27 protein-coding genes are annotated in these 25,471 nt (G+C 61.3%); 13 read left to right on the plus strand and 14 right to left on the minus strand.

The window, feature by feature from the left end; genetic code table 11:
• Positions 1 to 38 precede the first annotated feature (38 nt).
• On the minus strand, positions 39 to 1,493 hold the full coding sequence (gene gabD / locus CRO48_RS06830; protein WP_097137620.1) for an NADP-dependent succinate-semialdehyde dehydrogenase: 1,455 nt from the start codon (positions 1,491 to 1,493) through the stop codon (positions 39 to 41).
• A gap of 187 nt (positions 1,494 to 1,680) precedes the next feature.
• On the opposite strand from gabD, the gene CRO48_RS06835 reads away from it, so the two are divergent.
• On the plus strand, positions 1,681 to 2,277 hold the full coding sequence (locus CRO48_RS06835; protein WP_097137623.1) for a nitroreductase family protein: 597 nt from the start codon (positions 1,681 to 1,683) through the stop codon (positions 2,275 to 2,277).
• A 12-nt stretch (positions 2,278 to 2,289) separates the two neighbouring features.
• Here CRO48_RS06835 and CRO48_RS06840 read toward each other — a convergent pair whose 3' ends face one another.
• On the minus strand, positions 2,290 to 3,243 hold the full coding sequence (locus CRO48_RS06840) for a glutathione S-transferase family protein (protein ID WP_097137625.1): 954 nt from the start codon (positions 3,241 to 3,243) through the stop codon (positions 2,290 to 2,292).
• A 21-nt stretch (positions 3,244 to 3,264) separates the two neighbouring features.
• Positions 3,265 to 3,645 (minus strand): winged helix-turn-helix transcriptional regulator, encoded by a 381-nt coding sequence (locus tag CRO48_RS06845; protein WP_097137627.1) that lies wholly within the window; start codon positions 3,643 to 3,645, stop codon positions 3,265 to 3,267.
• Between the two features lie 167 nt (positions 3,646 to 3,812).
• Between CRO48_RS06845 and CRO48_RS06850 the strand changes: the two genes are divergently transcribed.
• Together CRO48_RS06850 and CRO48_RS06855 are read left to right on the plus strand one after the other, a co-directional pair.
• Positions 3,813 to 4,103 (plus strand): DUF2218 domain-containing protein, encoded by a 291-nt coding sequence (locus CRO48_RS06850; RefSeq protein WP_097137629.1) that lies wholly within the window; start codon positions 3,813 to 3,815, stop codon positions 4,101 to 4,103.
• Between the two features lie 96 nt (positions 4,104 to 4,199).
• Positions 4,200 to 4,799 (plus strand): nitroreductase family protein, encoded by a 600-nt coding sequence (locus CRO48_RS06855; RefSeq protein WP_210201977.1) that lies wholly within the window; start codon positions 4,200 to 4,202, stop codon positions 4,797 to 4,799.
• Positions 4,800 to 4,897: 98 nt separating this feature from the next.
• On the opposite strand, the gene gyrB is transcribed toward CRO48_RS06855, so the two are convergent.
• The 5 genes from gyrB to CRO48_RS06880 all read right to left on the minus strand — a co-directional run bounded on the left by gyrB (position 4,898) and on the right by CRO48_RS06880 (position 10,227).
• Positions 4,898 to 7,330, minus strand: coding sequence for a DNA topoisomerase (ATP-hydrolyzing) subunit B (gene gyrB, locus CRO48_RS06860; protein WP_097137631.1), 2,433 nt, complete (start codon positions 7,328 to 7,330; stop codon positions 4,898 to 4,900).
• Positions 7,331 to 7,462: 132 nt separating this feature from the next.
• A complete protein-coding gene (locus CRO48_RS06865; RefSeq protein WP_097137633.1) occupies positions 7,463 to 7,843 on the minus strand; it encodes a helix-turn-helix domain-containing protein in 381 nt (126 codons plus the stop codon).
• Positions 7,840 to 8,409, minus strand: coding sequence for a Smr/MutS family protein (locus CRO48_RS06870; protein ID WP_097137635.1), 570 nt, complete (start codon positions 8,407 to 8,409; stop codon positions 7,840 to 7,842). Before CRO48_RS06870 ends, CRO48_RS06865 begins: the two co-directional genes overlap by 4 nt.
• Positions 8,396 to 9,511: a murein transglycosylase A gene (mltA, locus tag CRO48_RS06875; protein ID WP_097137637.1), complete on the minus strand. Its 1,116-nt coding sequence runs from the start codon at positions 9,509 to 9,511 to the stop codon at positions 8,396 to 8,398. The genes CRO48_RS06870 and mltA overlap by 14 nt, the downstream gene beginning before the upstream one ends.
• A gap of 11 nt (positions 9,512 to 9,522) precedes the next feature.
• Positions 9,523 to 10,227: a Tim44/TimA family putative adaptor protein gene (locus tag CRO48_RS06880; RefSeq protein ID WP_097137639.1), complete on the minus strand. Its 705-nt coding sequence runs from the start codon at positions 10,225 to 10,227 to the stop codon at positions 9,523 to 9,525.
• Between the two features lie 192 nt (positions 10,228 to 10,419).
• Between CRO48_RS06880 and CRO48_RS06885 the strand changes: the two genes are divergently transcribed.
• Positions 10,420 to 10,878, plus strand: a complete 459-nt coding sequence (locus CRO48_RS06885; protein WP_097137640.1) for an FxsA family protein — start codon at positions 10,420 to 10,422, stop codon at positions 10,876 to 10,878.
• 90 nt (positions 10,879 to 10,968) lie between these two features.
• A complete protein-coding gene (gene secB / locus CRO48_RS06890; protein WP_097137642.1) occupies positions 10,969 to 11,454 on the plus strand; it encodes a protein-export chaperone SecB in 486 nt (161 codons plus the stop codon).
• Positions 11,455 to 11,514: 60 nt separating this feature from the next.
• On the opposite strand, the gene dnaQ is transcribed toward secB, so the two are convergent.
• From dnaQ to CRO48_RS06915, 5 genes are read right to left on the minus strand one after another with little or no spacing between them, the layout of a single operon-like run.
• Positions 11,515 to 12,237, minus strand: coding sequence for a DNA polymerase III subunit epsilon (gene dnaQ, locus CRO48_RS06895; protein ID WP_097137644.1), 723 nt, complete (start codon positions 12,235 to 12,237; stop codon positions 11,515 to 11,517).
• Positions 12,230 to 12,829: a dephospho-CoA kinase gene (coaE, locus tag CRO48_RS06900; RefSeq protein WP_097137647.1), complete on the minus strand. Its 600-nt coding sequence runs from the start codon at positions 12,827 to 12,829 to the stop codon at positions 12,230 to 12,232. Before coaE ends, dnaQ begins: the two co-directional genes overlap by 8 nt.
• Positions 12,826 to 13,686 carry a shikimate dehydrogenase gene (locus CRO48_RS06905; RefSeq protein WP_097137650.1) on the minus strand — a complete coding sequence of 287 codons (861 nt, stop codon included), beginning with the start codon at positions 13,684 to 13,686 and terminating at the stop codon, positions 12,826 to 12,828. Before CRO48_RS06905 ends, coaE begins: the two co-directional genes overlap by 4 nt.
• Complete coding sequence (locus CRO48_RS06910) at positions 13,679 to 14,290, minus strand: Maf-like protein (RefSeq protein WP_097137652.1); 612 nt, start codon at positions 14,288 to 14,290, stop codon at positions 13,679 to 13,681. Before CRO48_RS06910 ends, CRO48_RS06905 begins: the two co-directional genes overlap by 8 nt.
• A 32-nt stretch (positions 14,291 to 14,322) precedes the next feature.
• Positions 14,323 to 15,144 carry a pyruvate, water dikinase regulatory protein gene (locus tag CRO48_RS06915; RefSeq protein ID WP_097137654.1) on the minus strand — a complete coding sequence of 274 codons (822 nt, stop codon included), beginning with the start codon at positions 15,142 to 15,144 and terminating at the stop codon, positions 14,323 to 14,325.
• 404 nt (positions 15,145 to 15,548) lie between these two features.
• On the opposite strand from CRO48_RS06915, the gene hemE reads away from it, so the two are divergent.
• The 8 genes from hemE to CRO48_RS06955 all read left to right on the plus strand — a co-directional run bounded on the left by hemE (position 15,549) and on the right by CRO48_RS06955 (position 24,418).
• The gene (hemE, locus tag CRO48_RS06920; RefSeq protein ID WP_097137656.1) at positions 15,549 to 16,583 is read left to right on the plus strand and encodes a uroporphyrinogen decarboxylase; all 1,035 of its coding nucleotides are present in this window, start codon (positions 15,549 to 15,551) and stop codon (positions 16,581 to 16,583) included.
• A complete protein-coding gene (gene hemJ, locus CRO48_RS06925) occupies positions 16,580 to 17,119 on the plus strand; it encodes a protoporphyrinogen oxidase HemJ (RefSeq protein ID WP_097137658.1) in 540 nt (179 codons plus the stop codon). The genes hemE and hemJ overlap by 4 nt, the downstream gene beginning before the upstream one ends.
• 188 nt (positions 17,120 to 17,307) lie before the next feature.
• Positions 17,308 to 18,573: a transcription termination factor Rho gene (gene rho, locus CRO48_RS06930; RefSeq protein WP_097137659.1), complete on the plus strand. Its 1,266-nt coding sequence runs from the start codon at positions 17,308 to 17,310 to the stop codon at positions 18,571 to 18,573.
• Positions 18,574 to 18,774: 201 nt separating this feature from the next.
• On the plus strand, positions 18,775 to 20,088 hold the full coding sequence (gene mnmE, locus CRO48_RS06935; RefSeq protein WP_097137662.1) for a tRNA uridine-5-carboxymethylaminomethyl(34) synthesis GTPase MnmE: 1,314 nt from the start codon (positions 18,775 to 18,777) through the stop codon (positions 20,086 to 20,088).
• A gap of 86 nt (positions 20,089 to 20,174) precedes the next feature.
• Entirely contained in the window at positions 20,175 to 22,061 is a 1,887-nt protein-coding gene (gene mnmG, locus CRO48_RS06940) for a tRNA uridine-5-carboxymethylaminomethyl(34) synthesis enzyme MnmG (protein ID WP_097138040.1), read from the plus strand.
• Positions 22,062 to 22,072: 11 nt separating this feature from the next.
• Positions 22,073 to 22,693 (plus strand): 16S rRNA (guanine(527)-N(7))-methyltransferase RsmG, encoded by a 621-nt coding sequence (locus CRO48_RS06945; RefSeq protein ID WP_097137663.1) that lies wholly within the window; start codon positions 22,073 to 22,075, stop codon positions 22,691 to 22,693.
• Positions 22,694 to 22,705: 12 nt separating this feature from the next.
• A complete protein-coding gene (locus CRO48_RS06950) occupies positions 22,706 to 23,500 on the plus strand; it encodes a ParA family protein (protein ID WP_097137666.1) in 795 nt (264 codons plus the stop codon).
• A 21-nt stretch (positions 23,501 to 23,521) separates the two neighbouring features.
• Positions 23,522 to 24,418: a ParB/RepB/Spo0J family partition protein gene (locus CRO48_RS06955; RefSeq protein ID WP_097137668.1), complete on the plus strand. Its 897-nt coding sequence runs from the start codon at positions 23,522 to 23,524 to the stop codon at positions 24,416 to 24,418.
• A gap of 14 nt (positions 24,419 to 24,432) precedes the next feature.
• On the opposite strand, the gene holA is transcribed toward CRO48_RS06955, so the two are convergent.
• The gene (holA, locus tag CRO48_RS06960; RefSeq protein WP_097137671.1) at positions 24,433 to 25,470 is read right to left on the minus strand and encodes a DNA polymerase III subunit delta; all 1,038 of its coding nucleotides are present in this window, start codon (positions 25,468 to 25,470) and stop codon (positions 24,433 to 24,435) included.
• Position 25,471 lies beyond the last annotated feature (1 nt).

Here is a 25,471-nt window from a genome sequence, read left to right on the forward strand (position 1 = left end):
TCGGAGCATTTCCGACGGGCGGATCCTGCATCAGTCGCTCAAGCGATGCCGCCGAGGCAGACATACTTCATCTCGGTGAATTCCTCGATGCCGTACCTGGAGCCCTCGCGACCGAGGCCGGAAAGCTTGACGCCGCCGAAGGGTGCTTCCGCCGTCGAGATCAGCCCGGTGTTGACGCCGACCATGCCGTATTCAAGTGCCTCGGCAACGCGAAAGACGCGGGCAAGGTCCTTGGCATAGAAATAGGAGGCAAGCCCGAACTCGGTGTCGTTGGCCTGGGCGATGACGTCCGTTTCGTCCTTGAAGCGGAACAGCGGTGCGACCGGCCCGAAGGTTTCCTCGCGCGCGACCGCCATTTCGGGCGTCACGTCGGCAAGGACCGTTGCCTCGTAGAAGGTGCCGCCAAGCGAGTGGCGCTTGCCGCCCTGGACGATGCGTCCGCCCTTGGAAACCGCGTCTGACACATGCTCCTCGACCTTCGCCAGCGCCGCCTGATCGATCAGAGGACCAAGAATGACGCCCTCGTCGAAACCATTGCCGGTCTTGAGCCGGCCGACGGCGGCAGCGAGCTTTTCGGAGAAGGCATCGTAGACGCCTTCCTGGACGTAGAGCCGGTTGGCGCAGACGCAGGTCTGTCCGTTGTTGCGGAACTTCGCAATCAGCGCGCCTTCGACCGCCGCGTCGAGATCGGCGTCGTCGAACACGATGAAAGGCGCGTTGCCGCCCAGTTCGAGGCCAAGCTTCTTAATGGTCGGCGCGCTTTGCTTGTAAAGCTCGGCGCCGACTTCGGTCGATCCGGTAAAGGTCAGCTTGCGCACCACAGGATTGGCGGTCATTTCAGCACCGATCTCGCGGGCCGAGCCGGTGATGACGGAGAAAAGGCCTGCCGGGAGGCCCGCCCGCTCGGCGAGAACAGCAATCGCGATGGCCGAGAAAGGCGTCTGCGACGCCGGCTTGAGCACCATGGCGCAGCCGGCGGCAAAGGCCGGACCGGCCTTGCGCGTGATCATCGCATTCGGAAAGTTCCAGGGCGTGATGGCGGCAACGACGCCGATGGGCTGCTTCATCACCAGGATGCGCTTGTCCTTCTGGTGACCGGGGACGATGTCGCCGTAGACGCGGCGCCCTTCTTCTGCGAACCACTCGATGAAGCTTGCACCATAGGCGATCTCACCCTTCGCCTCGGCGAGCGGCTTGCCCTGTTCCATCGTCAGGATCCGGCCGAGATCGTCCTGGTTGGCCATCATCAGCTCGAACCACTTGCGCAGGATGACCGAGCGCTCCTTGGCCGTGCGGGCCGCCCATTCCTTCTGTGCTGTTTCGGCCGCCGCGATCGCTTCCTTCGTTTCCGCCGCGCCGAGCTTGGGAACGTAGCCGACGAGTTCGCCCGTCGCGGGGTTGTTCACGGAAATTCCACTCTTCGGGTCCGCCTCGATCCAGCGTGTGCCGACCAGGGCCGCCTGGCGCAGGAGGGTCGTATCTTTCAGGCTCATAGCAGCGTCTCCCATCGATGAATTCGTTGCCGAGGTTATAGGCCGTTTGCCCGCGCAAGGACAATCTCGCCTGTGGCTGTGTGAGAAATTTTGCGTGCCGGTTCACGGCCGGCAGCCCTACTCTTCCATCGACATCACCTGCTCATCGGGGCATTCTTGTCCGCACCATTCGAACGCGAGACGCTTCATGCAAGAGATCAACGGCCGCCGTGCTGATCACGATATCGATCCGGTTTTCCTTCAGCGCTGGTCGCCCCGCGCCTTCACAGGCGAGGCGATGCCACAGGATGATCTGCTGCGGCTGTTCGAGGCCGCACGCTGGGCACCCTCGGCGAGCAATCGCCAGCCGTGGCGGTTCGTCTACGCCCATCGCGGAACACCAGCCTTCAATGTCATTCTCGAAACGCTCGACGAGGGCAACCGACGATGGACACCGAACGCGTCGGTGCTGGCCGTCATCCTGTCCAAGACCCACAACCGCACAGCCACCGGCGAGATGCGGGCCGCCTACACGCACGCCTTCGATACGGGCGCTGCCTGGAGCGCGCTGGCCCTGCAGGCGACCCTTGCCGGCTATCAAGCGCACGCCATGGCCGGAATCGACCGGCCCAAGGCAGTCTCCGACCTCAGCGTGCCGGAAGGTTACCGGGTGGAGGCCGGAGTTGCGATCGGCAGGCTGGCCTCGAAGGAGACCTTGCCGGACGACCTGAAGACCCGTGAAATCCCGAGCCAACGCAACCCCGTCTCCTCCTTTGCGTTCGAGGGCGTGTTCAAGCCCGACTAAAGGCCCGCGGTATCAGAACAGCTGCTCCTGTGCCGGTCCTACGGGAACGATGCCAGTCGGATTGAGCGAAGCGATCGAGTAGTAGCCCCGCTTGATGTGATCGAGACTGACCGTCTCGGCGATTCCCGGCCAGTCGTACATCTGCCGAACGAAGCGACGCAGGCGCGGATAGTCCGCAAGCCTGCGCAAATTGCACTTGAACAGCCCATGATAGGCAGCGTCGAAGCGAACAAGCGTCACGAACAGGCGGATGTCGGCTTCGGTCGGGTGCTCGGCGAAAAGAAAGCGCCTGTCGCCCAGTTCTCCGTCGACCCAGTCAAGCATCGCGAACACTTCCAGGAACGCCTCCTCATAGGCGAGTTGCGTGGTGGCGAAGCCGGCGCGGTAGACGCCGTTGTTGAGGCTCGGATAGATTCGCTCGTTGAAGGCATCGATCGCGGCGCGGTGGGCTTCGGGATAGAGGTCGAGCGCGCTCGTCGCCAACGCGCCGAACCCGTCATTCATCATCCGCAGGATATCGGCAGACTCGTTGTTTACGATGGTGGCGCGCTTCTTGTCCCAGAGCACGGGGACCGTCGCGCGACCGGTAAAGTGTGGATCGGCGCGTGTATAGAGCTCGTGCATGTAGGTCGCGCCATTGACCGTATCCGGGGTCGATCCGGGGTAGTCGCCAAAGCGCCAGCCTTCCCGCGTCAGCGCCGGCTCCACCACGGAAACGCCGATCACATCCCTGAGGCCCTTGAGGTTACGGCCGATCAGCGTACGGGACGCCCAGGGGCAGATGTAGGCGACGTAGAGATGGTAGCGATCCGGCTCCGCGACAAAGCCGCCTTCACCGGTCGGTCCCGGCACACCGTCCGGCGTCACCCAGTTGCGAAAGCCGGAGACCTGGCGGACGAAGCCGCCCTTCTCGTCCTTCGCCTGGACCGGTTGCCAATCGGCCGTCCATTTTCCATCCACCAGCATCTGTGTGCCTTTCGTCCTGTCCTAAGCATCCGTTGAAACGCGCTCGCGATATTTTTCGCGTGCGGCGATGATCGAGGCGTGGTTGGTGCGGGCCCAGCCGGTCAGGGCCTGGATCGGCTCCAGCAAAGACCGCCCGAGCGGCGTCAGCGCGTAGTCGACGCGCGGCGGAATGACCGGGTAGAAGGTGCGCGAAACGAGCCCGTCCTGCTCCAGTCTTCGAAGCGTTCGCGCCAGCATGTGCTGGGAGACGTCGCCGATCTCTCGTTTCAGCTCATTGAAACGCAAGGTCTCGCCTGCCAGCGCTTCCAGCACCAGCGTGCTCCACTGGTCGCCGATGCGGTCGAGCACGTCCCTGATCGGACAGCTGCCGTTCATATGTCGCTTGGCTGTATTCGCACCCATCACTTTCCCCCTTGCCGATAGTTACATCCGTGTGACCAGGAACTGGAACGATGACTTCTTGTCAAATTCTCAAGTGCCGTTATGTGTAGCCAAATATGGACCTGGTTCAAATATGAACCTCTATTGCGACACGCGCAATGCCACGGTCCAGGCCGGAGAGTACCTGAATGACTTCATCGATAGCGCGGATCGAGACCGCAAACGCCAGCCGGTACCTGCAGCAGCTTTGCAAGCACTGGAGCCACAAATTCCCGGTGGAGTTCGACGCAGCCACCGGCTGTGTGCCTTTTGGCGACGATCGGCTCCTGCGCCTGTCGGCCGCCGCGAACCAATTGACGATGACCCTGGAAGCCCCGGGCGATGGTGCGAACGATCGACTGGAGAGCGTCGTTACCGATCATCTCAAGCGCTTCGCCTTTCGCGAAGAGCTAGTCATCAGCTGGGAGAAATCCGGCTAACTCATTTGCGATCCCATCCGCCGTGGATCCACGCGTACAGCCCAAACGGCCGGTCTTCCTCCTCCCACTCCGGCTGACTTCCTGAAAGGACACACCATGATTGCTGCCAACAGCCGCAAGGCCGACCATTCGATCGATCCTCTCTTCCTGAACCGCTGGTCGCCCCGCGCCTACAGCGGCGAGACGATGCCGGAGAGCGACCTGCTAGCAATACTCGAGGCAGCCCATTGGGCGCCGTCCGCTTACAATTCGCAGCCCTGGCGCTTCGTATACGCGCTGCGCGATACCGCCGAGTGGAACAAGCTGTTCCCGATCCTGAACGACTTCAACCAGAGCTGGGCGAAGAGCGCTTCCGCTCTGATCGTCATCATCTCCAAGTCGCATTTCCTGGCGCCCGGTGCCAGCGAAGAGAGCCTGTCCTACAGCCATTCCTTCGACACGGGCGCGGCTTGGGGCGCACTGTCACTTCAGGCACAGCTTTCCGGCTATCAGGCTCATGGCATGACCGGCATCCACTTCGACAAGGCGAGGCAAATCCTGCAGCTGCCTGAGGGCTACCGCGTGGAGGCCGCCGCCGTGGTCGGCCGTATCGGCGACAAGTCGCAACTGCCGCAATTCCTGCAGGCGCGCGAAACACCGAGCCCGCGCCGGCCACTGTCCGAAGTCGTCTTCAACGGCAATTTCCCGAGCGAGTAAATCGCCTGTGACAAAAGAAATAACCCCGCGACGATGTCGCGGGGTTATTTCGTTATCCGGATTCGAATGCCACATCAGGGCACAACAGCGCAACCGCGTCAGATGTCGAGGTTTGCAACACTCAGCGCATTGTCCTGGATGAACTCGCGCCGAGGCTCCACTTCGTCACCCATGAGACGCGAGAACAGGCCATCGGCGTCGGTCGCATCCGCAACGCGCACCTGCAGGAGCGAGCGCACGTTGGGGTCAAGCGTCGTTTCCCACAGCTGCTCTGCATTCATCTCGCCCAGACCTTTGTAGCGCTGCAGGCTCAGCCCCTTGCGGCCGGAGGCGAAGACCGCGTCGAGCAGAGCGCGCGGTCCGCTGATCTCGACCTCCGCATCCTTGCGCCGCAGCTTCGGCGGAACGGCATAGATGTCCTTCAGCCGGACTGTCAGCTGATCGATGTGGCGGGCGTCGGAAGAACCGATGAGCGCCATGTCGAGATGGGCGAATTCCTTCACCCCACGCACGGTCCGTTCGAATTTCAGGCCGCCGTCGGAGGCGACGGTACCGGTCCAGCCGCGCTCGGTCTCCTCGGCAATCAGATCGAGACGGCGGGCAACCTGCTCGGCCATCTCCGCGTAGGCCTCGCGATTGTGGCTGAGCTCGAGATTGAGCGCGCCGCAGATCGCAGCCTGCTCGACGATGGCGCGGCTGTAGCGCGAATGCAGGCCTTCGAGCAGCGTCCGCAGACGAAGCGCGTCCTGAATGACCTCGCGCATATCCTGTCCAGCGCGCACTTCGCCCGACCCAAGTTCCAGCGTCGCGTCGTCCAGACCGGCAGCGATCAGGTAGTCGTCCAGGGCCTTTTCGTCCTTCAGGTACTGCGAGGACTTTCCGCGCGCGACCTTATAGAGCGGCGGCTGGGCGATGTAGAGGTGGCCCCGTTCGATCAGCTCCGGCATCTGCCGGAAGAAGAAGGTCAGAAGCAGCGTACGGATATGGGCGCCGTCGACGTCGGCATCCGTCATGATGATGATCTTGTGATAGCGCAGCTTCTCGGGATTGAACTCGTCCTTGCCGATGGACGTGCCGAGCGCGGTGATCAGCGTGCCGATTTCCTGGCTGGAGAGCATCTTGTCGAAGCGTGCCCGCTCGACGTTGAGGATCTTGCCGCGCAAGGGCAGGATGGCCTGGTTCTCGCGGGAACGGCCCTGCTTGGCCGATCCGCCGGCCGAATCGCCCTCCACCAGGAAGAGCTCGGACTTGGCCGGATCCCGTTCGGAGCAATCGGCGAGCTTGCCGGGCAGCGAAGAAATGTCGAGCGCGCCCTTGCGGCGCGTCAGTTCGCGCGCCTTACGCGCCGCTTCGCGGGCCGCGGCCGCCTCGACCACCTTGCCGACCAACACCTTGGCGTCGGAAGGATGTTCTTCGAGCCAGTGGCTCAACGCCTCGTTGACGAGGCTTTCGACGACCGGCCGGACCTCGGAGGACACGAGCTTGTCCTTCGTCTGCGAGGAGAACTTCGGATCGGGCACCTTGACGGAGAGCACGGCGGTCAGGCCCTCGCGGCAATCATCGCCCGTCAGCGAGACCTTTTCCTTCTTCAGAATGCCCGAGCTTTCGGCATAGGAGACGACCTGACGCGTCAGCGCCCCGCGGAAGCCCGCAAGATGCGTGCCGCCGTCGCGCTGGGGGATGTTGTTGGTGAAGCACAGCACGTTCTCGTGGTAGCTGTCGTTCCACCACATGGCGACTTCGACCGTAATTCCGTCGCGCTCGCCGCGAATGGAGACGGGCTTTGCAACCAGTGGCTTCTTGGCGCGGTCGAGATAGCTGACGAAGGCTTCCAGGCCTCCGTCATACATCAGTTCGTCCTGCTTGACGTCGGAGTGGCGCCGGTCAGTCAGGAGGATGCGGACACCGGAATTCAGGAATGCCAGTTCGCGAAGGCGATGTTCCAGCGTCTGGTAGTTGAAGTCGATGTTGGAGAAGGTCTCGGGGCTGGGCAGGAAGGTGACTTCGGTGCCGGTCTCGTCGCCGCATTTGCCGGTGACAGCCAGAGGGCCGTCCGCGACGCCGTGCGTGAAGCTCATCTCGTGGATGTTTCCGCCGCGGCGAATCTTCAGCTTCAGCGAGACCGACAGAGCGTTCACGACCGAAACGCCAACGCCATGCAGACCGCCTGAGACCTTGTAGGAATTCTGGTCGAACTTTCCACCGGCATGCAGCTGGGTCATGATGACCTCGGCCGCAGACACGCCTTCTTCCTTGTGGATGTCGGTGGGGATGCCGCGGCCGTTGTCGGTCACCGTAACGGAGCCATCGGCATTCAGCGTGACGGTCACGATATCCGCGTGACCGGCCAACGCTTCGTCGATCGCATTGTCCACGACCTCATACACCATGTGGTGCAGGCCCGACCCGTCGTCCGTGTCGCCGATATACATGCCGGGACGCTTGCGCACGGCATCAAGGCCCTTGAGGACCTTGATGGAATCTGCGCCATACTCGGCCGGGCCGTTGTCGGTCTCGGTGATGTCAGTCATACGGGGTGTCTTTCCAGCGTTCCTGAAGAGGTGGGAAACGGCGAATCACCGGTTTTCCAGCTTGACGAATATAGGGATTTCGGCTCGATTCTCCAAACCGTGTGACCGCCAATAGCGGCAGAAATCAGGGGATCACGGCGATTTCCGGCGCGTAGTGCAAGCCTTTTCCAGTATCCCGGCCAGCCGCCTGATCGTCTCGGGCGGCAGATTGCCGATTTCGACAGCGAGGCGGTTCGCAAAGGCCGTGTATTCGGGCGGCAGACCGGCCGTATCCACGGTAATCCTGGGGTCGGAAATCCGGGCGATGCGAAAAAGCTCCTCCGCCTCATCCCAGATGATGTTGAAATAGCCGGCCACCCGCTGCAGGAACTCAAAGCTCGGCAAGCCCCGCCGTCCATGTTCGAGGGCCGACAGATAGGCCGGAGAGACGCCAAGCGCCGTGGCCATCTCCTTCTGCGTGACGCCCTTCCTGGTGCGCAGGTGACGCACCGCAACGCCGAACGGGGTGGTCATTCCCGCGCCCCCTTGGCCCGCGCCAGCCGCACATACAACGCGCCCTCGCCGCCATGATTGCGCGCCGCCGGCTCGTAGGATGAAATCAGCGGCCTGAACTCCGGCAGCGAGAACCAGAGCGGCACGGCGCGCTTCAAGGCGCCGTCGCTTCCGATCGACGCGCCCTTGCCCGTGATCACCAGCACATGGCGCATCCCTCGTGCATGTGCCTGGAGCATGAAGCTCAGCAACAGACCATGCGCTTCGCTCTGGATCATGCCGTGCAGGTCGATGCGCGCCTCCAGCGCCAGCCGGCCTTTTGCCAGCTTGCGTCGCACCGGACGTTCCAGCGGATGATGCTGTCGTTCGCCCTTTCCGGTATTCGTTATCCGGATTCCACCACTCTCTGAATCGCTCTTCTTCCTTGTTCCAATATCCTCAGCCGGCAAAGCGGCGGTGGATTCCGGGGTGAAAAGAGCTTCGAGCGTCTCAAGCTCCTCCATCCGTCCCGGCAGTGGCTTGGCGCTTCTGGCGACCTTGCCCCAGAGTATCCGGTCTTCGGTGCTGAGCAACTTATCCTTCGCCATGGCGAAATCTCTCGGCGATCGACCTCGGAACGAAGACGTAGAAGTCGGCGGTATTGCGGACGTTTCCGGCGAGGTCGCCGGCGGCGTCACCGGACCCGGTGAAGATGTCGCCGCGGGCAGCCCCGACGATCGCAGAGCCGGTATCGAGCGCCAACATGGTCCGGGCGAACGGCCTGCCGCCGTCCAGATGCGTCAGGCTGTCGCTGCGGATGAAGAAAGGCGTGCCGAAGGTGTGGATCAGGCGGTCGACGGCGAGCGACCGGCCGGCGACGATCGGGATTTTCGCTGCCGCGACCGGCCCCAGTTCCGGATCGTCCACCACGGCATCGCGGAAAAAGATATAGGACCGGTTGTGCCAGAGGATTTCGTCGATGCGATCCGGGTTGCGCGTCAGCCAGTTTCGGATCGAAGCCATCGATACCGTCGCCGGATCGATTTCACCACGCTCGATCAGGAGCTTCCCGATCGGCGAGAAGCGGTGGCCGGACTTGGCCGCATAGGTGATGCGCCTTACCGAACCGTCGGAATAAAGGAGCCGGGCCGCCCCCTGCACGTGGATGAAGAAGACATCGACCTTCGAACGAGCATAGGCGATCTCGAGGTTTCTCCCCTCCAGCAGCCCCTGGTCGATGGCCCGGCGATCGGGGTACTCCTCGATCTTGCCCTCGCGCATGCGGCCAAAGGCGAAATAGGGATCGAAGCCTTTGGGCCGGTTCGCGTCGTCGATATCGACCATGTCGTCGGGACGACGGTAGAAGGGATAGCGGAAATCGGCGTCCGGCTTGTCGCGTACTTCCACTTCCGGCTCGTAATAGGCCGTGACGAAGCCCCTATCGCCCTGACCGGTCTCAATCAGATAGGGCTGGAACCAGTTCTCGAAGTAAGCGCGGGCCTGCAACGGTCCCGAAGGCGTGATCTCTGCCGCTGCGCTAAAAACGGGAAGCAGATCGGCGGCGGTAATGCCGAGCGATCCGGTGCGATAGGGCTTCGTGGTGACGATATGGTCGCGACAGCGCGCCATCGCCGAGAACAGCACGGTGGGATCGTCTTCCGTCCATCCGGGCAGATCGGAAAAAGCGACCGGTTTCAGACGGAAGTCCATCGTTTTGCCAATCAGCCTTCGGATTCGGTGGCGATCAGCTTCCAATTGGGATCGCGCGAACGGCTGTCGCGGGCGAACGTCCACAGGTCGTTGACCTCAGCGACCGTTTCGGCATCGCCGTCGATCAGGCCGCCGGCCTTGTCGTAGGTCGCCGAGATCAGCTGGCTGATGATGCGCAGCGTAATGTTGATCTCGTTGTCCTTCACCTCCGCGCTGACGATATCGGCCTTCTCGATGCCGACGAAGTTCGACTTGACCACTTCGCCCTTGCCCTCGCGCTCGCTAATGGCCCCATCGAAGCCTTCGTAGACCTCGCGGGAAAGCAGGTTCTTGAGGGTCTTGCGATCACCATCGGCGAAAGCCACGACGATCATTTCATAGGCCATCTTTGCGCCGTTGACGAATTCCTTCGGGTTGAAGGACGGGTCGGCGTCGACCACGCGGCGCAGGGAATCGTTCAGCGGCGTCCCTGCCGGGGTGAAGGCATCGACGCCGGCATAGGCTCCCTCCTCGCCGTCCGCACCGTCGCGCCGCGGCAAAGTGACGACCTTGCCGCGATCCGGCCCCGGCACGCCATCGGAGTTCTCGCGACGCGAATAGGGATCGAAGGGCGGCTTTTCATTCCCCGTTCGGCGGCCAAGAACATTGCGCAGCTGCAGGAAAATCACCACAGCCGCCACAAGGAAGAAAATCGTTACAAAGTCGAATGAGCCCATATCGGTCCGGAACCACCGTTCATCTTTTCTGATCTGCACCCCATATAATCTGCAAACGCACATTCTTCAAATGCGCGCGAGCACCCGAGGTTCGAATGGCCATCACTTAACCTTGACCACCGTCGATCACACGCAGACAGACGAACCCAGCATGGTTTAGAAGAGCCTTCACATGCAGTCAGGCAAAAGACAATGACACGAATCATCATCGCCATCCTCATTCTGCTTCTTCCGCTCATCGAGATCGCCGGCTTCGTGATGGTCGGGCGGCAGATCGGCCTTCTGGCGACACTTCTTCTCGTCATCGCCTCGGCCGTGCTGGGAATGGCGATCCTGAGGAGGCAGGGTTTTCAGGCCTTGTCCAAACTACGCCAACCGAACCTGCCGCGCGACCTTCCGGCCGAGAAATTCTTCGGCACCGCGCTGGTGCTGCTGGCCGGGTTGCTTCTGCTCGTGCCCGGGTTCTTCACGGACCTCATCGCAATCCTCCTGCTTGTGCCGTTCGTCCGTACCGTCATTGCCCGCCGCCTTGCAGCGCGCGCCGTCGTGGTCAATTTCAACGCCTCGGTCGACCCTCATGGCCCGCGTCCGCAACAGCCACGCACGATCGATCTCGATACGGACGACTACAATCGCGACGAGCCCCGTTGAGGCCGATGCCGGGCCGGGCCGGCAGGGTTGTAAGCCCCCGGTCGAAATGCTAGATGGCTGCCACGATTTTTACGTCTCGAGGAAAGAACAATGGCAACCGAAAACGAAGCGGCCAACAACGCGGCCAGCCCGTCCATTAACATCCTGGCCCAGTATGTGAAGGACCTTTCCTTTGAAAACCCCGGCGCGCCGCGCTCGCTGCAGGCGCGGGAAAAGGCTCCGTCGATCAATATCAACGTGAACGTCAATGCGAATCCGCTGACGGAAACGGAATTCGACGTCGTTCTGACGCTGAACGCCGAAGCAAAGGACGACGGCAAGGTCCTTTTCAACGCGGAACTGGCCTATGGCGGCGTCTTCCGCATCGCCGGCTTCCCGCAGGAGCACATGCTGCCGGTCCTGTTCATCGAGTGCCCGCGCCTTCTGTTCCCGTTCGCCCGCCAGATCATTGCCGACGCGACCCGCAATGGCGGCTTCCCGCCGCTGATGATCGACCCCATTGATTTTGCGCAGATGTTCCAGCAGCGGATGGCCGAAGAACAGCTGAAGGCCAAGGTGGCCGGCAACACCAACTGATCCGTATCAGGATAGCAACTGAAAACGCCCGGTTCTGCCGGGCGTTTTTCGTTTAAGCTGTCAGTCCTGGTCTGGAGCTTCGGGCCGGTATTTCAGCCAGATCGCCTTATCGCCCATCTTCTCCACCATCGCCGCATGTGCGGATATCTCGATTTCACTGATCCGCTGCGGCAAGGGTCTCGGTCGCTGCTGGATCGGCAGGACGATATCCTCGCCATCCGCCTGGTCGAGCCGTTCGCGTTGTTCGGCAACGCCAAGGCCCAGAGCGGCCTGCCTGCCGCCGATCATTTCGATGTAGACCTCGGCCAACAGCTCGGAGTCGAGAAGCGCGCCGTGTTTCGTGCGATGCGAATTGTCGATGCCATAGCGCCGGCATAGCGCATCCAGCGAGTTGGGCCCCATCGGATGCTTGCGACGCGCCAGCGCCAGCGTGTCCGTCACGCGGTCGGCAGGCACCGGGGGAATTCCGAGCCGCTCGAACTCCGCGTTTATGAACCCCATGTCGAAGTTGGCGTTGTGGGCCACCCACCGGGCATCTGCGAAGAAGGACTGCAGATCCTCGACGATCTCAGCGAAGGAAGGCTTGTCCTTCAGGAACTCGTCGGTGATCCCGTGAACGGCAAGCGCATCTGGATGCACCTTCTTGTCGCCCGGATTGATATAGATATGGAAGGTGCGACCGGTCGGAAAATGGTTGTCGAGCTCGACGCCACCGATTTCGATGACGCGGTCGGAGCGGCTGTCGAGGCCGGTGGTTTCCGTATCGAAGATGATTTCACGCATCAGCGCCGCTTTCCTGAATGAGTGTCGCCAGGATTTGTTTCACCTGTTCGCGCGCCGCATCAAGCCCGTTGTCGGTGTTGACCACAAAATCCGCACGCGCCCGTTTTTCGGTATCCGGCATCTGCCGCGACAGAAGCATGGCGAATTTTTCCTCGGTCATGCCGGGGCGCGCCATCACACGCTGCCTTTGTACGTCCGGCGAACAACTCACGACGACGACCTTGTCAACCCGCCGCTCGCCGCCGGTTTCGAACAGCAGCGGAATATCTAGCACGACAAGAGGCGCTCCGGCCGCACGCTGTGCGCGGAGAAAGGCTGCCTCTTTCTCCCGGACGAGCGGATGGATGATTTGCTCCAGACGCTTGAAACCATCGGGACTTTTGGCCAGTTCGGCAGCGAGCGCCTTGCGATCGACGGCGCCCGATGCGATCGCGGACGGAAAGGCCTCTCCGACCGGCCCGACCGCCTCGTTCGCATAGAGCTCGTGTACGGCGGCGTCCGCATCATGCACGGAGACGCCCAGGTCGCGGAACATGCCGGCCGTCGTCGACTTGCCCGTCCCGATCGATCCTGTCAGCCCGACGATGATCATCCATGCCGCTCCATGTCCTCGACGATCACCTGGCGTAGCGCGGCATCCACCACCGGCCGCACGCCGAACCACTTCTCGAAACCGGGCGTCGCCTGATGCAGCAGCATTCCCAACCCATCGACGGTCGCAAAGCCCTGGCGCTCCGCCTGGAGCAAGAACGGCGTCTTCAACGGCACGTAGACGATGTCTGTGACGATCGCGCCGGACGCCAATCCGCCGAAATCGATGTCCGGGGCGGCGTCCCCGTCCATACCGAGCGAGGTCGTGTTGACGAAGAGGCCCGCGCCGCCCATCACTTCGCGAAGCGCTTCCATCGGATGTGCATATATCCTTGTGCCGAAGCGGTCTGCGAGTTCCTGTGCTCTCCCGACCGTGCGGTTCAGAACGTGGATCTCGCCGATGCCACGGTCACGCAAGGCCTGCAGAATTGCCCGGCTGGCGCCGCCGGCACCGAAAACCACCGCCCGATCGATGCGGTCCCAGCCCGGCGCCCGCTCGTCCAGATTGGAAACGAAACCGTGGCCATCGGTGTTTGTCGCATGCAGCCTGCCATCCTCGATCCAGATCGTGTTGCTGGCGCCAAGCTCTTCGCTGAGCGCATCAGGCCGATCGACGAGTTGAAATGCTGCCTCCTTGTGCGGGATCGTGACGTTCCCGCCGACAAAGCTGCGATGTTCCCCCTTGAGGTTCGCAATGAAATCAGGAAATGCCGCCGGACTGACATCGATCGGCCGGTAGCTTCCGGCAATCTTGAACTTCTCCAGCCAGTGGCCGTGGATCAGAGGCGAGCGGGAATGCTTGATCGGATGGCCGACCACAAAGGCATGGTTAACAAATGTTTCACGTGAATCACGCATCGATCGCCCTCATCGATCTCAATTGCGCCAGTAGCGGCAGCATCGGCAGGCCGATGATGGTGAAGTAGTCCCCCTCGATCCTGTCGAACAGCTGGATGCCCTCACCTTCCAGCTGATAGGCTCCGACGCTACCCAACACGCGCGTTCCCACGCGCGACAGATGGCGATCGATGAAAGCCTCGCTCAGCGGGCGCATCGTCAGGCTGGCGGTGGAGACGTGGCGCCAGGCCACCTCGCCGTCGACGGCGATCGCTACGCCGCTGTTCAGTGCATGGGTCCTTCCCGACAGGGCAAGAAGGTGTTCCTTCGCCCCGGCAATACCTTCCGGCTTGTGAAACACCCGCTCGCCGAGCGACAGCGTCTGGTCGGAGCCGATCACCAGGGCGCCGGGATGACGCATCGACACTGCCCTTGCCTTCGCCGCCGCGAGGTGCAGGGCGACATCCGTCGGCGACGGCGCCTGTCGTTCCAGTTCGCTTTCGACCGCACGTTCATCGATGTCTGCAGAAAAGGCGTCGAACGCCAGGCCGGCGTTTTCCATCAGCATCTTCCTGAACGGACTTTGCGAGGCGAGGATGAGGCGGAGTTTATCGGGCATTGTCATTGGCGAAGCTCTCGATCTTTAGGTCTGCGGACTTAGCGAAGCTTCGGCCTTAGGGCAACAATTGCAGCAGCAGTCTCCTCGATCGACCGGCGCGTGACGTCGATCACGGGCCAATTGTTGCGCGCACAGAGCATGCGCGCATATTTCAGCTCCTCGGCAATCTGTGCCCTGTCGGTGTAATCCTCGCCCTTGAAATCCTTCGCCGCACCGAGGACGCGGTTGTGACGGATCTGGGCGATGCGGTCGGTCGTCGCGATCAGCCCGACCACGAGCGGACGAACCACCCGGGAGAGATGCTCCGGCAAAGGCACATCGAGGACGATGGGGATATTCGCCGTCTTGATACCGCGATTGGCAAGATAAATGCTGGTCGGCGTCTTCGATGTCCTGCTGATGCCGACTAGAATGACGTCCGCCTCCTCCAGGTCCGACGGCAGCTGGCCATCGTCGTGATCCATGGTGAAGTTAAGCGCCTCGATCCGGGCAAAATATTCCGCGTCCATCACGTGCTGAGCCCCCACCCGACGGCGAGAGGTCGCACCGAGATAGGACTGAAAGACGTCGAGGATGGGCTCCAGCACGGATACGCAGGGCAATCCCATCTCGCGGCAGCGCTGGTCGATGATTGCGGAAAGCTCGCGATCGACGATCGTGTAGAGCACAATACCCGGCGCACTATCGATCGCATCGAGGACCGGTGTCAGCTGCCTTCGGTTGCGAATGAGGGGGTAGACGTGTTCGAGCGCCTGCGAGGCCTGGAATTGGGCCGCAGCCGCCCTGCCCGCCGCGATCAGCGTTTCGCCCGTGGAATCGGAGATCAGATGCAGGTGAAAGTAGTTTTTGGGGTTCTCCACATGATCCTCGGCAGGCTGTTGATAGAGCGGGATAGGGTGACCGAAGAATCCGTCGTGTGACCCTGCCCCTGGGAAAAGTCCCGATTTTTCCACAATTCGGCTTTCGCTGGATCGGTATTCGGAGGCGATGTGGACAACTCGGAGGTGGCGACATTGTGTCACGCAGATCCCCACATTGTCCACAGGATAGCAAAAACACGGATCAAGCTAGCTTTCTGAAATCATGAAGTTATTTTCGATATCAGCCAGCTTTCGGTTCGGCCGCGCATTTTTTCCGATCTCGGCGAGAGATCGCACTTTCTCCGGGGAAAATGTGGATGGAATTTAATCCTTGATAGTCACCGACTCTAAGAAATAGAAACCTCTTCAATATAGATTTCTTTGTTTTAGAGGAGCCTGCAACGGTGGCGAGCGGAACGCGAAAAATCGTCGAGGTTCTGAACGGGAAGACGGTGTCTCCCCCACCGGTATGGCTGATGCGACAAGCCGGGCGTTACCTGCCGGAGTATCGTGAGACGCGGGCCAAGGCCGGCACGTTCCTCGACCTCTGTTATTCGCCCGATCACGCCGTCGAAGTCACCTTGCAGCCGATCCGCCGTTACGGCTTCGATGCCGCCATCCTGTTCTCCGACATCCTCGTCATTCCCGATGCGCTGAAACGGCAGGTTCGTTTTGACGAGGGACACGGCCCGCGACTGAAACCCCTGACGCTGGACGAGATCTCCCCGCTTTCGAAGCTGGGCGTCATGGAGCACCTTGCACCGGTGATCGAGACGGTCGGACGCCTTCGCAAGGAATTGCCTCAGGAGACCGCCCTGCTCGGCTTCTGTGGGGCGCCCTGGACCGTTGCGACATACATGATCGCCGGCCATGGTACGCCCGATCAGGCGCCGACGCGGCTTTTCGCCTACAAGGAGCCGAAGGCGTTCGCGCTGTTGCTCGACATCCTGGCTGAGAAATCCGCCGAGTATCTGATCGCACAGATCGATGCCGGGGCCGATGCCGTGCAGATCTTCGATTCCTGGGCCGGCGTTCTTGGGGAACATGAATTTGACGCCTATGCCGTCAAGCCGGTACGGCGGATCGTCGATATCGTTCGTGCCGCGCGTCCTCAGGCAAAGATCATCGCCTTCGCCAAGGGAGCGGGTCTGTTCCTGCGTGGATATCGCCAGCAGACCGGCGCCGATGCGATCGGCCTGGACTGGACCGTTCCGCTTTCGATGGCGGTGGAATTGCAGAAGGACGGACCGGTACAGGGCAATCTCGATCCGCAGCGGGTCGTCGCTGGCGGTGCCGCCTTGCACGAGGGCATCGATGCGATCCTGTCTGCTCTTGGAAACGGCCCTCTGATTTTCAATCTCGGCCACGGGATCACCCCTCAGGCCGATCCTGCCAACGTTGCCGATCTCGTGCAGCGCGTTCGGAGCCACCGCTCGTGAGCGAGCAGCAGACGGGCCGCCGCGCCGGCCTGCGTGCGGCGCTCCGTGCCGCGTCGGTCATCGTGGTCTTTGCGGCGATCGCGGCAGTTCTGATCGCGCATCCGCCGGACGACCTCTATCTCTGGATCAAGGCGTTCCATGTGGTCGCCGTCATCTCCTGGATGGCCGGCCTGCTCTACCTGCCGCGCCTGTTCATCTATCACACCGATGCTGCGGCTGGATCGGAAGCAGCGGAGACCTTCAAGACGATGGAGCGTCGCCTCTATTTCGTGATCATGAACCCGGCCATGATGCTGAGCTGGGTGCTGGGGCTCTATCTCGCCTGGTCGGTCTACGGCTTCCACGGAGGATGGCTGCATGCGAAGCTGGCCTTGGTCCTCGTTCTCACCGGATTTCACGTCTTTCTCGGCCGTTCGGTCAGGACGTTCGGCCGCGAGGCGAACGACATCAGTCCGCGCGCCTGGCGTCTTATCAACGAGGTCCCGGCGCTCCTGATGGTGTTGATCGTCATTTTCGTCATCGTCAAGCCGTTCTGACGCGATCGCGGTGCGGGTCCGAAACGGGAAATTTTCGGAGCCTCTTGCGGGCGTGGCGATGAAGCGCTATTTTCGCGACATCTCATCTCTCGTGGCATGTGTACCTGCTTCGTGAACTGCTCCCCCTGCAGCTCAGTCTTGACTCGCACGCCAATTCCCATCCTGAAATTATGCATGGTCCCCCCTTCATGGCTGAAATGAAGCTTCAAGAACTGAAAAATAAGACGCCGACCGATCTCTTGGCCTTTGCCGAATCACTCGAGGTCGAGAACGCCAGCACGATGCGCAAGCAGGAGCTGATGTTTGCGATCCTGAAGATGCTGGCGGCTCAGGATACGGAAATCATCGGCGAGGGCGTGGTCGAGGTGCTTCAGGATGGCTTCGGCTTCCTTCGCTCCGCCAATGCGAACTATCTGCCAGGCCCGGACGATATCTATATCTCGCCCTCGCAGATCCGCAGGTTTTCGCTGAAGACGGGCGATACCGTCGAGGGCCCGATCCGGGGTCCGAAGGAGGGCGAGCGCTACTTTGCGCTGTTGAAGGTCAACACGATCAACTTCGACGATCCGGAAAAGATCCGCCACAAGGTCCACTTCGACAACCTGACGCCGCTCTATCCCAACGAGCGCTTCAAGATGGAACTGGAGGTTCCGACCTCGAAGGATCTCTCGCCGCGCGTGATCGACCTGGTTGCCCCGCTGGGCAAGGGCCAGCGCGGTCTGATCGTCGCACCGCCGCGGACCGGTAAGACGGTTCTTCTGCAGAACATCGCCCACTCGATCACCGCCAACCACCCGGAATGTTATCTGATCGTCCTTCTGATCGACGAGCGTCCGGAAGAAGTGACGGACATGCAGCGCTCGGTGAAGGGCGAAGTTGTTTCCTCCACGTTCGATGAGCCGGCGACGCGCCACGTGCAGGTGGCCGAGATGGTCATCGAGAAGGCGAAGCGCCTGGTCGAGCACGGCCGCGATGTGGTCATCCTGCTGGACTCGATCACCCGCCTCGGGCGGGCCTACAACACGGTCGTTCCGTCATCGGGCAAGGTTCTGACCGGTGGTGTGGATGCCAACGCCCTGCAGCGCCCGAAGCGCTTCTTCGGCGCGGCCCGCAATATCGAGGAAGGCGGCTCGCTGACGATCATTGCAACCGCGCTGATCGACACCGGCAGCCGCATGGACGAAGTGATCTTCGAAGAATTCAAGGGCACCGGCAACTCCGAAATCGTGCTTGATCGCAAGGTCGCCGATAAGCGTATCTTCCCGGCAATGGATATCCTGAAGTCCGGCACCCGCAAGGAAGACCTGCTCGTGCCGCGCCAGGATCTGCAGAAGATCTTTGTGTTGCGCCGGATTCTTGCGCCGATGGGCACGACAGATGCGATCGAATTCCTGATCGACAAATTGAAGCAGACGAAGAACAACGGCGACTTCTTTGAGTCGATGAATACCTAAGCCGGATTCTTACCCGGATTCACACGAATGCGGCGAATCGCCTCCATGGGCTCTTCGCCGCATTTTTTTTACCTCAGCTCGCGTCGCGTCATGCCGATGCAGGCAAAACTGGACTGGGCCGAGGCAATGTTGTATCGACGCGTTCGGTCTGCCATGGCGGCGTTAGCGGATGTCGCCAGGCCGCGATACCTCTGGTGAAATATGGTGAGCAACGACACGATCTTCGCGCTTTCGAGCGGCGGGCTTCCGTCCGGCGTTGCTGTCGTGCGCATCAGTGGACCCCAATGTGCCGGAGTGGTGGAAATCGTCGCCGGTCGTCTGCCCCCGCCACGAAGGGCCAGCCTTCGTTCGATTCGAGACCGAAACGGTCTTCTTCTCGATCAAGCTCTCGTGATCTATTTTCCGGGTCCGGCGTCATTCACCGGCGAGGATTCGGCAGAACTGCATGTTCACGGAGGGCGGGCCACGGTACGCGCGGTCCTGGACACGCTTGCTACTTTGCCGGGCCTACGGGCCGCGGATGCGGGCGAGTTCAGCCGCCGCGCCTTTCATAACGGCAAGCTTGATCTGGTCGAGATTGAGGGGCTTTCCGATATCGTTGCGGCCCAGACAGAAATGCAGCGGCGTCTTGCCCTCGAGCATGCTTCTGGCGGCCTGTCGAAGCTCTATATGTCCTGGGCAGACCGCTTAACACATGCGCGCGCCATGATCGAAGCGGAACTGGATTTCGCCGACGAGGAGGACATACCGGGTGCGATCGGTCACTCGATTCGATCCGACCTCGAAGATCTGGCAGCGTCGATGCGTGAACACCTGCGTGGGAGCCGTACGGCCGAAATCATTCGGGACGGCTTGACTGTGGTGATCACTGGCGCTCCGAATGTCGGCAAATCGAGCCTCCTCAATTATCTGGCAAAACGTGACGTGGCCATTGTGACGGATATTCCGGGCACGACCAGGGATATCATCTCGGTCGACCTCGATCTGGACGGCTTCGCCGTCCGCCTGATCGACACGGCCGGTATTCGCGATACGGCCGAGGTCGTGGAGCGGGAGGGTATCCGCCGCGCTAAGGCTGCGGTGGAGACAGCGGATCTGGTGCTCCATCTTGTCGGACCTGACGAAGCGTCGCCGCCTGCAGGGAGTGCCGACGCGCAGACGATCCGCGTGTTTACTAAACAGGACGTGGCTGGTGGGCGCGTGCGAGAGCAAGGCGAGATCGCTATATCGACGAGGACAGGGGCCGGTATCGACATGCTGCTTGCCTGCCTCAAGTCGAAACTGCCCGATTTGACAGACGCCTCCGCCTTTGCAATTCCTTCCCGGGAGCGGCACAATGAAATGCTCAAAGCAGCGCTAAAGGCAATTGAGCAGGCGCTGCTGATCGCGGGCGATCTGGAATTGCAGGCGGAGTGGCTTCGGGTTGCCGCGACTGAGATCGGACGGATAACCGGCCGCGTCGACGTCGAGAACCTGCTCGATGTGATCTTTTCCGAATTCTGTGTCGGTAAATGATTCACGTGAAACATGGATGCAACGCAAGCGAGTCGAATTGTAGCGTTTCACGTGAAACGATTCACCGACCCGCCAGTTAAATGGACATGCGGATGAAATACGATGTCATCGTCATCGGCGGCGGGCATGCGGGCTGTGAAGCGGCTGCCGCCTCCTCGCGCGCTGGAGCGAATACCGCGCTACTGACCCATTCCCGGCAGACCATCGGCGTTATGTCCTGCAACCCCGCCATCGGTGGTCTCGGCAAGGGGCATCTCGTTCGTGAAGTCGACGCACTGGACGGGTTGATGGGCCGTGTGACGGATCGCGCCGGTATTCAGTTTCGTCTTCTTAATCGCCGCAAGGGGCCGGCAGTCCGTGGCCCGCGCACGCAGGCCGACCGTCGTCTCTACCGCGCGGCCATGCAGGCAGAGATAGAAGCTGTCGCTAATCTCGACGTGATCGAGGGCGACGCTTATGATGTTGAGATCGACAACGAGCAGATCGCCGCCGTCATCACCGCGGATGGTCGCCGCATCCCCTGCGGAGCCGTGGTGCTGACGACGGGGACCTTCCTGCGCGGCCTCATTCATCTCGGAAGCGAAACCACACCGGCGGGGCGTGTCGGCGAGCAGCCTTCGATGGGACTTTCGGAGACGCTGCTGCGCCTCGGATTGCGCCTTGGCAGATTGAAGACGGGAACGCCGGCGCGTTTGTCGGGCAAGACGATCGCGTGGGACAGGGTCGGGCGCCAGGCCGCCGACGACGACCCGGTGCCGTTCTCGTTCCTGACGGAGCGAATCACCAATCCGCAAATCGAGTGCGGCGTCACCCGCACGACGGCGGAAACGCACCGGCTCATCGAGGAGAACATTGGTCAGTCGGCCATGTACTCTGGCCAGATCAAAGGCGTGGGGCCTCGTTATTGTCCGTCGATAGAAGACAAGATCGTCCGGTTCGGCGAGCGCGACGGACACCAGATTTTTCTGGAGCCCGAGGGTCTGGACGATGACACCGTCTATCCAAACGGAATCTCAACATCGCTGCCAGCCGCGGTGCAGTCAGCCTTCATTCGCACGATCCCTGGATTGGAGAATGTCGAAATCCTGCAGCCGGGCTATGCCATCGAGTACGATCACGTTGATCCCCGTGAGTTGTCGCTCGGGCTAGAAGTCACGAAAATGCCTGGGCTCTTCCTGGCCGGCCAGATCAACGGTACCACCGGCTATGAGGAGGCGGCAGCGCAGGGGCTGGTTGCCGGCCTTAATGCCGCGCGCAAGGCTGGCGGTCAGGCTCCCTATCATTTCAGTCGAACGAGCAGCTATATCGGCGTGATGATCGACGACCTGACGTCGCGTGGCGTTGCGGAGCCCTATCGCATGTTCACCTCGCGCGCCGAGTATCGCCTGTCCTTGCGGGCGGACAATGCGGACCTGCGGTTGACGCCGATCGGGATTGAGCTCGGCATTGTGACGGCTGAACGGCGGGCGAAGTTCTCGCTCTGGCAGGCGGAACTGGCGCGCGTCCGCGAGTTAGCCCAGTCGCTTTCAATAACGCCAAGTCAGGCGCAGCAGTGCGGCATCCGTCTCAATCAGGATGGGCAACGGCGAAGCGCGTATGACCTGTTGTCCTACAGCGAGCACTCCGTCGCCACGCTTGCGCCGATCTGGCCGGAGTTGGCAGCCATTCCGCCGCGAATCTCCGAGGCGCTGGAGATCGAAGCGGGCTATGCCGTCTATATGAATCGCCAGGCCAGTGACATAGCCGACGTGCAACGCGAAGAGCAGCGGGTGATCCCGGTCGGGTTCAACTTCGATGACCTGCCTGGCTTGTCGAATGAATTGCGCTTGAAACTCAATCGTGATCGCCCGGCCAATGTTGCGCAGGCGTCCCGCATCGACGGGATGACGCCGGCTGCTATTTCGCTTCTACTGACGGCTCTGCGGCGGGCCGAGTCACGCCCACCGGCCAAGACCCAAGGTGTTGCTCGATGAAAGTTGAGGATATGTCCCTTGGCGACTTGAATGTTTCACGTGAAACGGAACAGCGCTTACGGTCTTTCATTCTGCTGTTCGACAAGTGGGCGCGGACGATCAATCTCGTGGCGCCATCGACGTTGGAGGACTTAGGGGCGCGGCATATTCGGGACAGTGCCCAAATTTTCGGACATTGGCCCAAGGCGGCGACATGGGTCGATCTTGGCAGTGGCGGTGGCTTTCCTGGCATCATCACGGCCATTCTGCTGCATGAGACCGGCGGTGGTTGGGTACACCTGGTCGAGAGCAATAACAAGAAGGCCGCATTTTTGCGCCAGGCGATCGTCGAGACCGGTGCGCGCGCCAGCGTCCACCCGATCCGTATCGAGTCGGCCCCCGATGTCGTGTCCGAGTGCGATGTCATATCAGCCAGGGCGCTGGCTGATCTCCCCCTGTTGTTGAGATATGCTGCGCCATGGATGGCCAGGAACCCTGCGTGCCGTGCCTTCTTCCATAAAGGGCGGGATTACCAGACCGAAGTAGACAAAGCCCGTGGTGAGTGGGCGTTTGATCTGGTAAAACACACAAGCGTCGTTGAGCATGATTCTGTCGTGCTGGAGATAACGGGGCTTTCGCGCATCGGTCATTGACGGCGGATCCACATGGCAAGCCAACCCAACAGAATTATCACCATCGCCAACCAAAAGGGCGGTGTCGGCAAGACCACAACGGCGATCAATCTTGCGACGGCGCTTGCTGCCATCGGGGAAAGCGTACTGATTGTCGATCTGGACCCCCAGGGCAACGCCAGTACCGGCCTTGGCATCGATCGGCGGGACCGAAAGCTGTCGTCCTATGACCTGTTGATGGGCACGCACGGAATTTCCGACATTGCGCAGCAGACGGCTGTTCCCAATCTCGCGATCCTGCCTTCGACGATGGATCTGCTTGGGATCGAAATGGAGATCGCCGGCGAGAGTGATCGGGTCTTCCGCCTGCGTCGCGCGCTCTTTTCCGACGATGCGGCACAATACTCCTATATTCTCGTGGACTGCCCGCCCTCGTTCAACCTACTGACCATGAACGCGATGACGGCCGCCCATTCCGTTTTGGTACCGTTACAATGCGAGTTCTTTGCGCTCGAGGGGCTCAGCCAGCTGCTTGAGACGGTCGACCAGATCCGCCGGACGGTCAATCCGTCGCTCGACATTCAGGGTATCGTTCTGACGATGTACGATTCCCGCAATAATCTGGCGCTCCAGGTGGTCAATGACGTTCGCACGCATCTGGGAGAGAAGGTCTATCACACTTTGATCCCGAGGAATGTTCGTGTTTCGGAGGCGCCGTCATACGGAAAGCCTGCGATCCTCTACGATCTCAAATGCGCCGGCAGTCAGGCCTATCTGCAGCTGGCGTCCGAAGTGATTCAGCGCGAGCGGCAGCGAAAAGCGGCATAACTGTTATCGGAAGTAGTAGAGATGAATGACGACAACTCGAAGCGGCGGCTTGGCCGCGGTCTGGCTGCCCTGATCGGCGAGATGGACCAGCCGGTGGCGATCGGTGCGGTGGCTGTGGAAGCAACGGTCAATCCGGATCGCATGGTTCCGATCGAGTTCGTCGGCCGCAATCCGCGTAACCCTCGCCGGTATTTCGACGAAGCAGAACTGCAGGATCTTGCTGCTTCGATCCGCCAACACGGCATCGTGCAACCCGTTGTGGTGCGGACGATCGCGCCCGAACGATTTGAAATCATTGCCGGCGAACGTCGCTGGCGGGCGGCCCAACTGGCCGGATTTGTCGAGATTCCGGTCATCGTGCGGGATGTCGACGACAGGACCGCCCTGGAGATTGCGATCGTCGAGAACGTCCAGCGTTCCGACCTCAATCCTCTGGAAGAGGCTTTGGGATACGATCAACTGATTGCTGAGCATGGATACACGCAGAACGATCTCGGCGAGATCATTGGCAAGAGCCGCAGCCACGTGGCCAACAGCCTGCGTCTGCTGAAGCTGCCGGAACCGGTGCGCGATATGCTCGCGTCCGGTGCGCTCTCCGCCGGCCATGCGCGTGCTCTGGTGCCCACCTCGGATCCGGTGCATTTGGCAAAGACGATCGTGGCCAAGGGGCTGTCCGTGCGCGACGCGGAACGTTTGGCGCAGAACGATATCAAGGCGCAGTCCGATCCGGAACACGGTCGCCGTACGCTCCACAAGGAGGACAAGGACGCCGACACCCTTGCCCTGGAGCGCACGCTGTCCGACAGCCTCGGGCTCGATGTATCCGTTAGCCACAAGGCCAATGGGGGCTATCTCCGTATCAACTACAAGACGCTTGAGCAGCTTGAGGAGATTTGCCGCCTGCTCGAGCGCCGCTGAGCCTGATGCGGGGCTCAGCCTCGCGCGGATTGCAGAACGGTCGAAAGCAGCGTCTGCATCGCAATCGTGCCTTCAAGTGGCGATCTTTGCCTTGTCTGGAGTATTGCGGCCTGGAGGCGTACAGTCTCGCGACGCAGCGCCGGCAACTGCCATTTCCGCAAAGCCTGTTCGATGACGGGCTTGCGCCGAAAATGCAGGTGGCGACCGAGTGTCGCCATGACCTGTGCAGGGTTTGCCCGCTTCTCGTCCATTTCGGCCCGCATCAGCTCGAGCAACTGGAACTGCCTGAGGCAGGCCTGCATCACGAGGAACACGGGCGTCTTCGACGCCATGATCTTCTGCATGGATGCGAGAAAGGTATTTTGATCGCCTTTCAGGATAGCATCGACGGCGTCATCCACTGATATGGCGCTGGCATCGCCTATCGCAGCGAGAACGTCCTCTTCTTCAACAACTGCGCGGCCCTGACAATAGAGGGCGAGTTTGCGTATCTCGTTGCGAGAGGCGAGCCTATCACCCCCAATCGATTCCAGAAGGCGCTGGCGAGCGGCCGGCACGATGCGAAGGCCGGCCGACTCCAGCTCGTTGTCGACAAGAATGCCCAGTGCCCGCGGGTCATCGGCGTAGCAGGGAACGGCGACCGCGACCCGGGAGCCCTCGACGGCCTTGCGCAAGGCCGAGCCCTTCTTGAGATCGCCTGCTTCGATGAGCAAGGTGCAGCCTTGGGGCGCTTCCTTGTTCAGGATTTCGATGGCATCCACCAGCGAGCGTTCGTTGCCGGCATCCTTCACCCAAACGAGCCGATCGCCGCCGAAAAGTCCGATGGCGTTCATTTCGTCCAGAAGCCTGCCGGGCGCACCCTGCAAATCAGATGCCGTCGTGCGAAACACGGCGAATGCATCGTCCAGCGGAATACCCGTCTTCGCGGCAAGCTGGCTTGCGCGTTCTGATACAAGGCCCCGATCGGGGCCGTACACCAGAAATATGCCGCCGGACCGTGGCGCCCGCTGGAGAAAGCCGTCGAACTCGTCGTGCGACTTGATCTCTGTCATA

The sequence above is a fragment of the Rhizobium subbaraonis genome (assembly GCF_900220975.1).
Lineage (GTDB): Bacteria > Pseudomonadota > Alphaproteobacteria > Rhizobiales > Rhizobiaceae > Mycoplana > Mycoplana subbaraonis.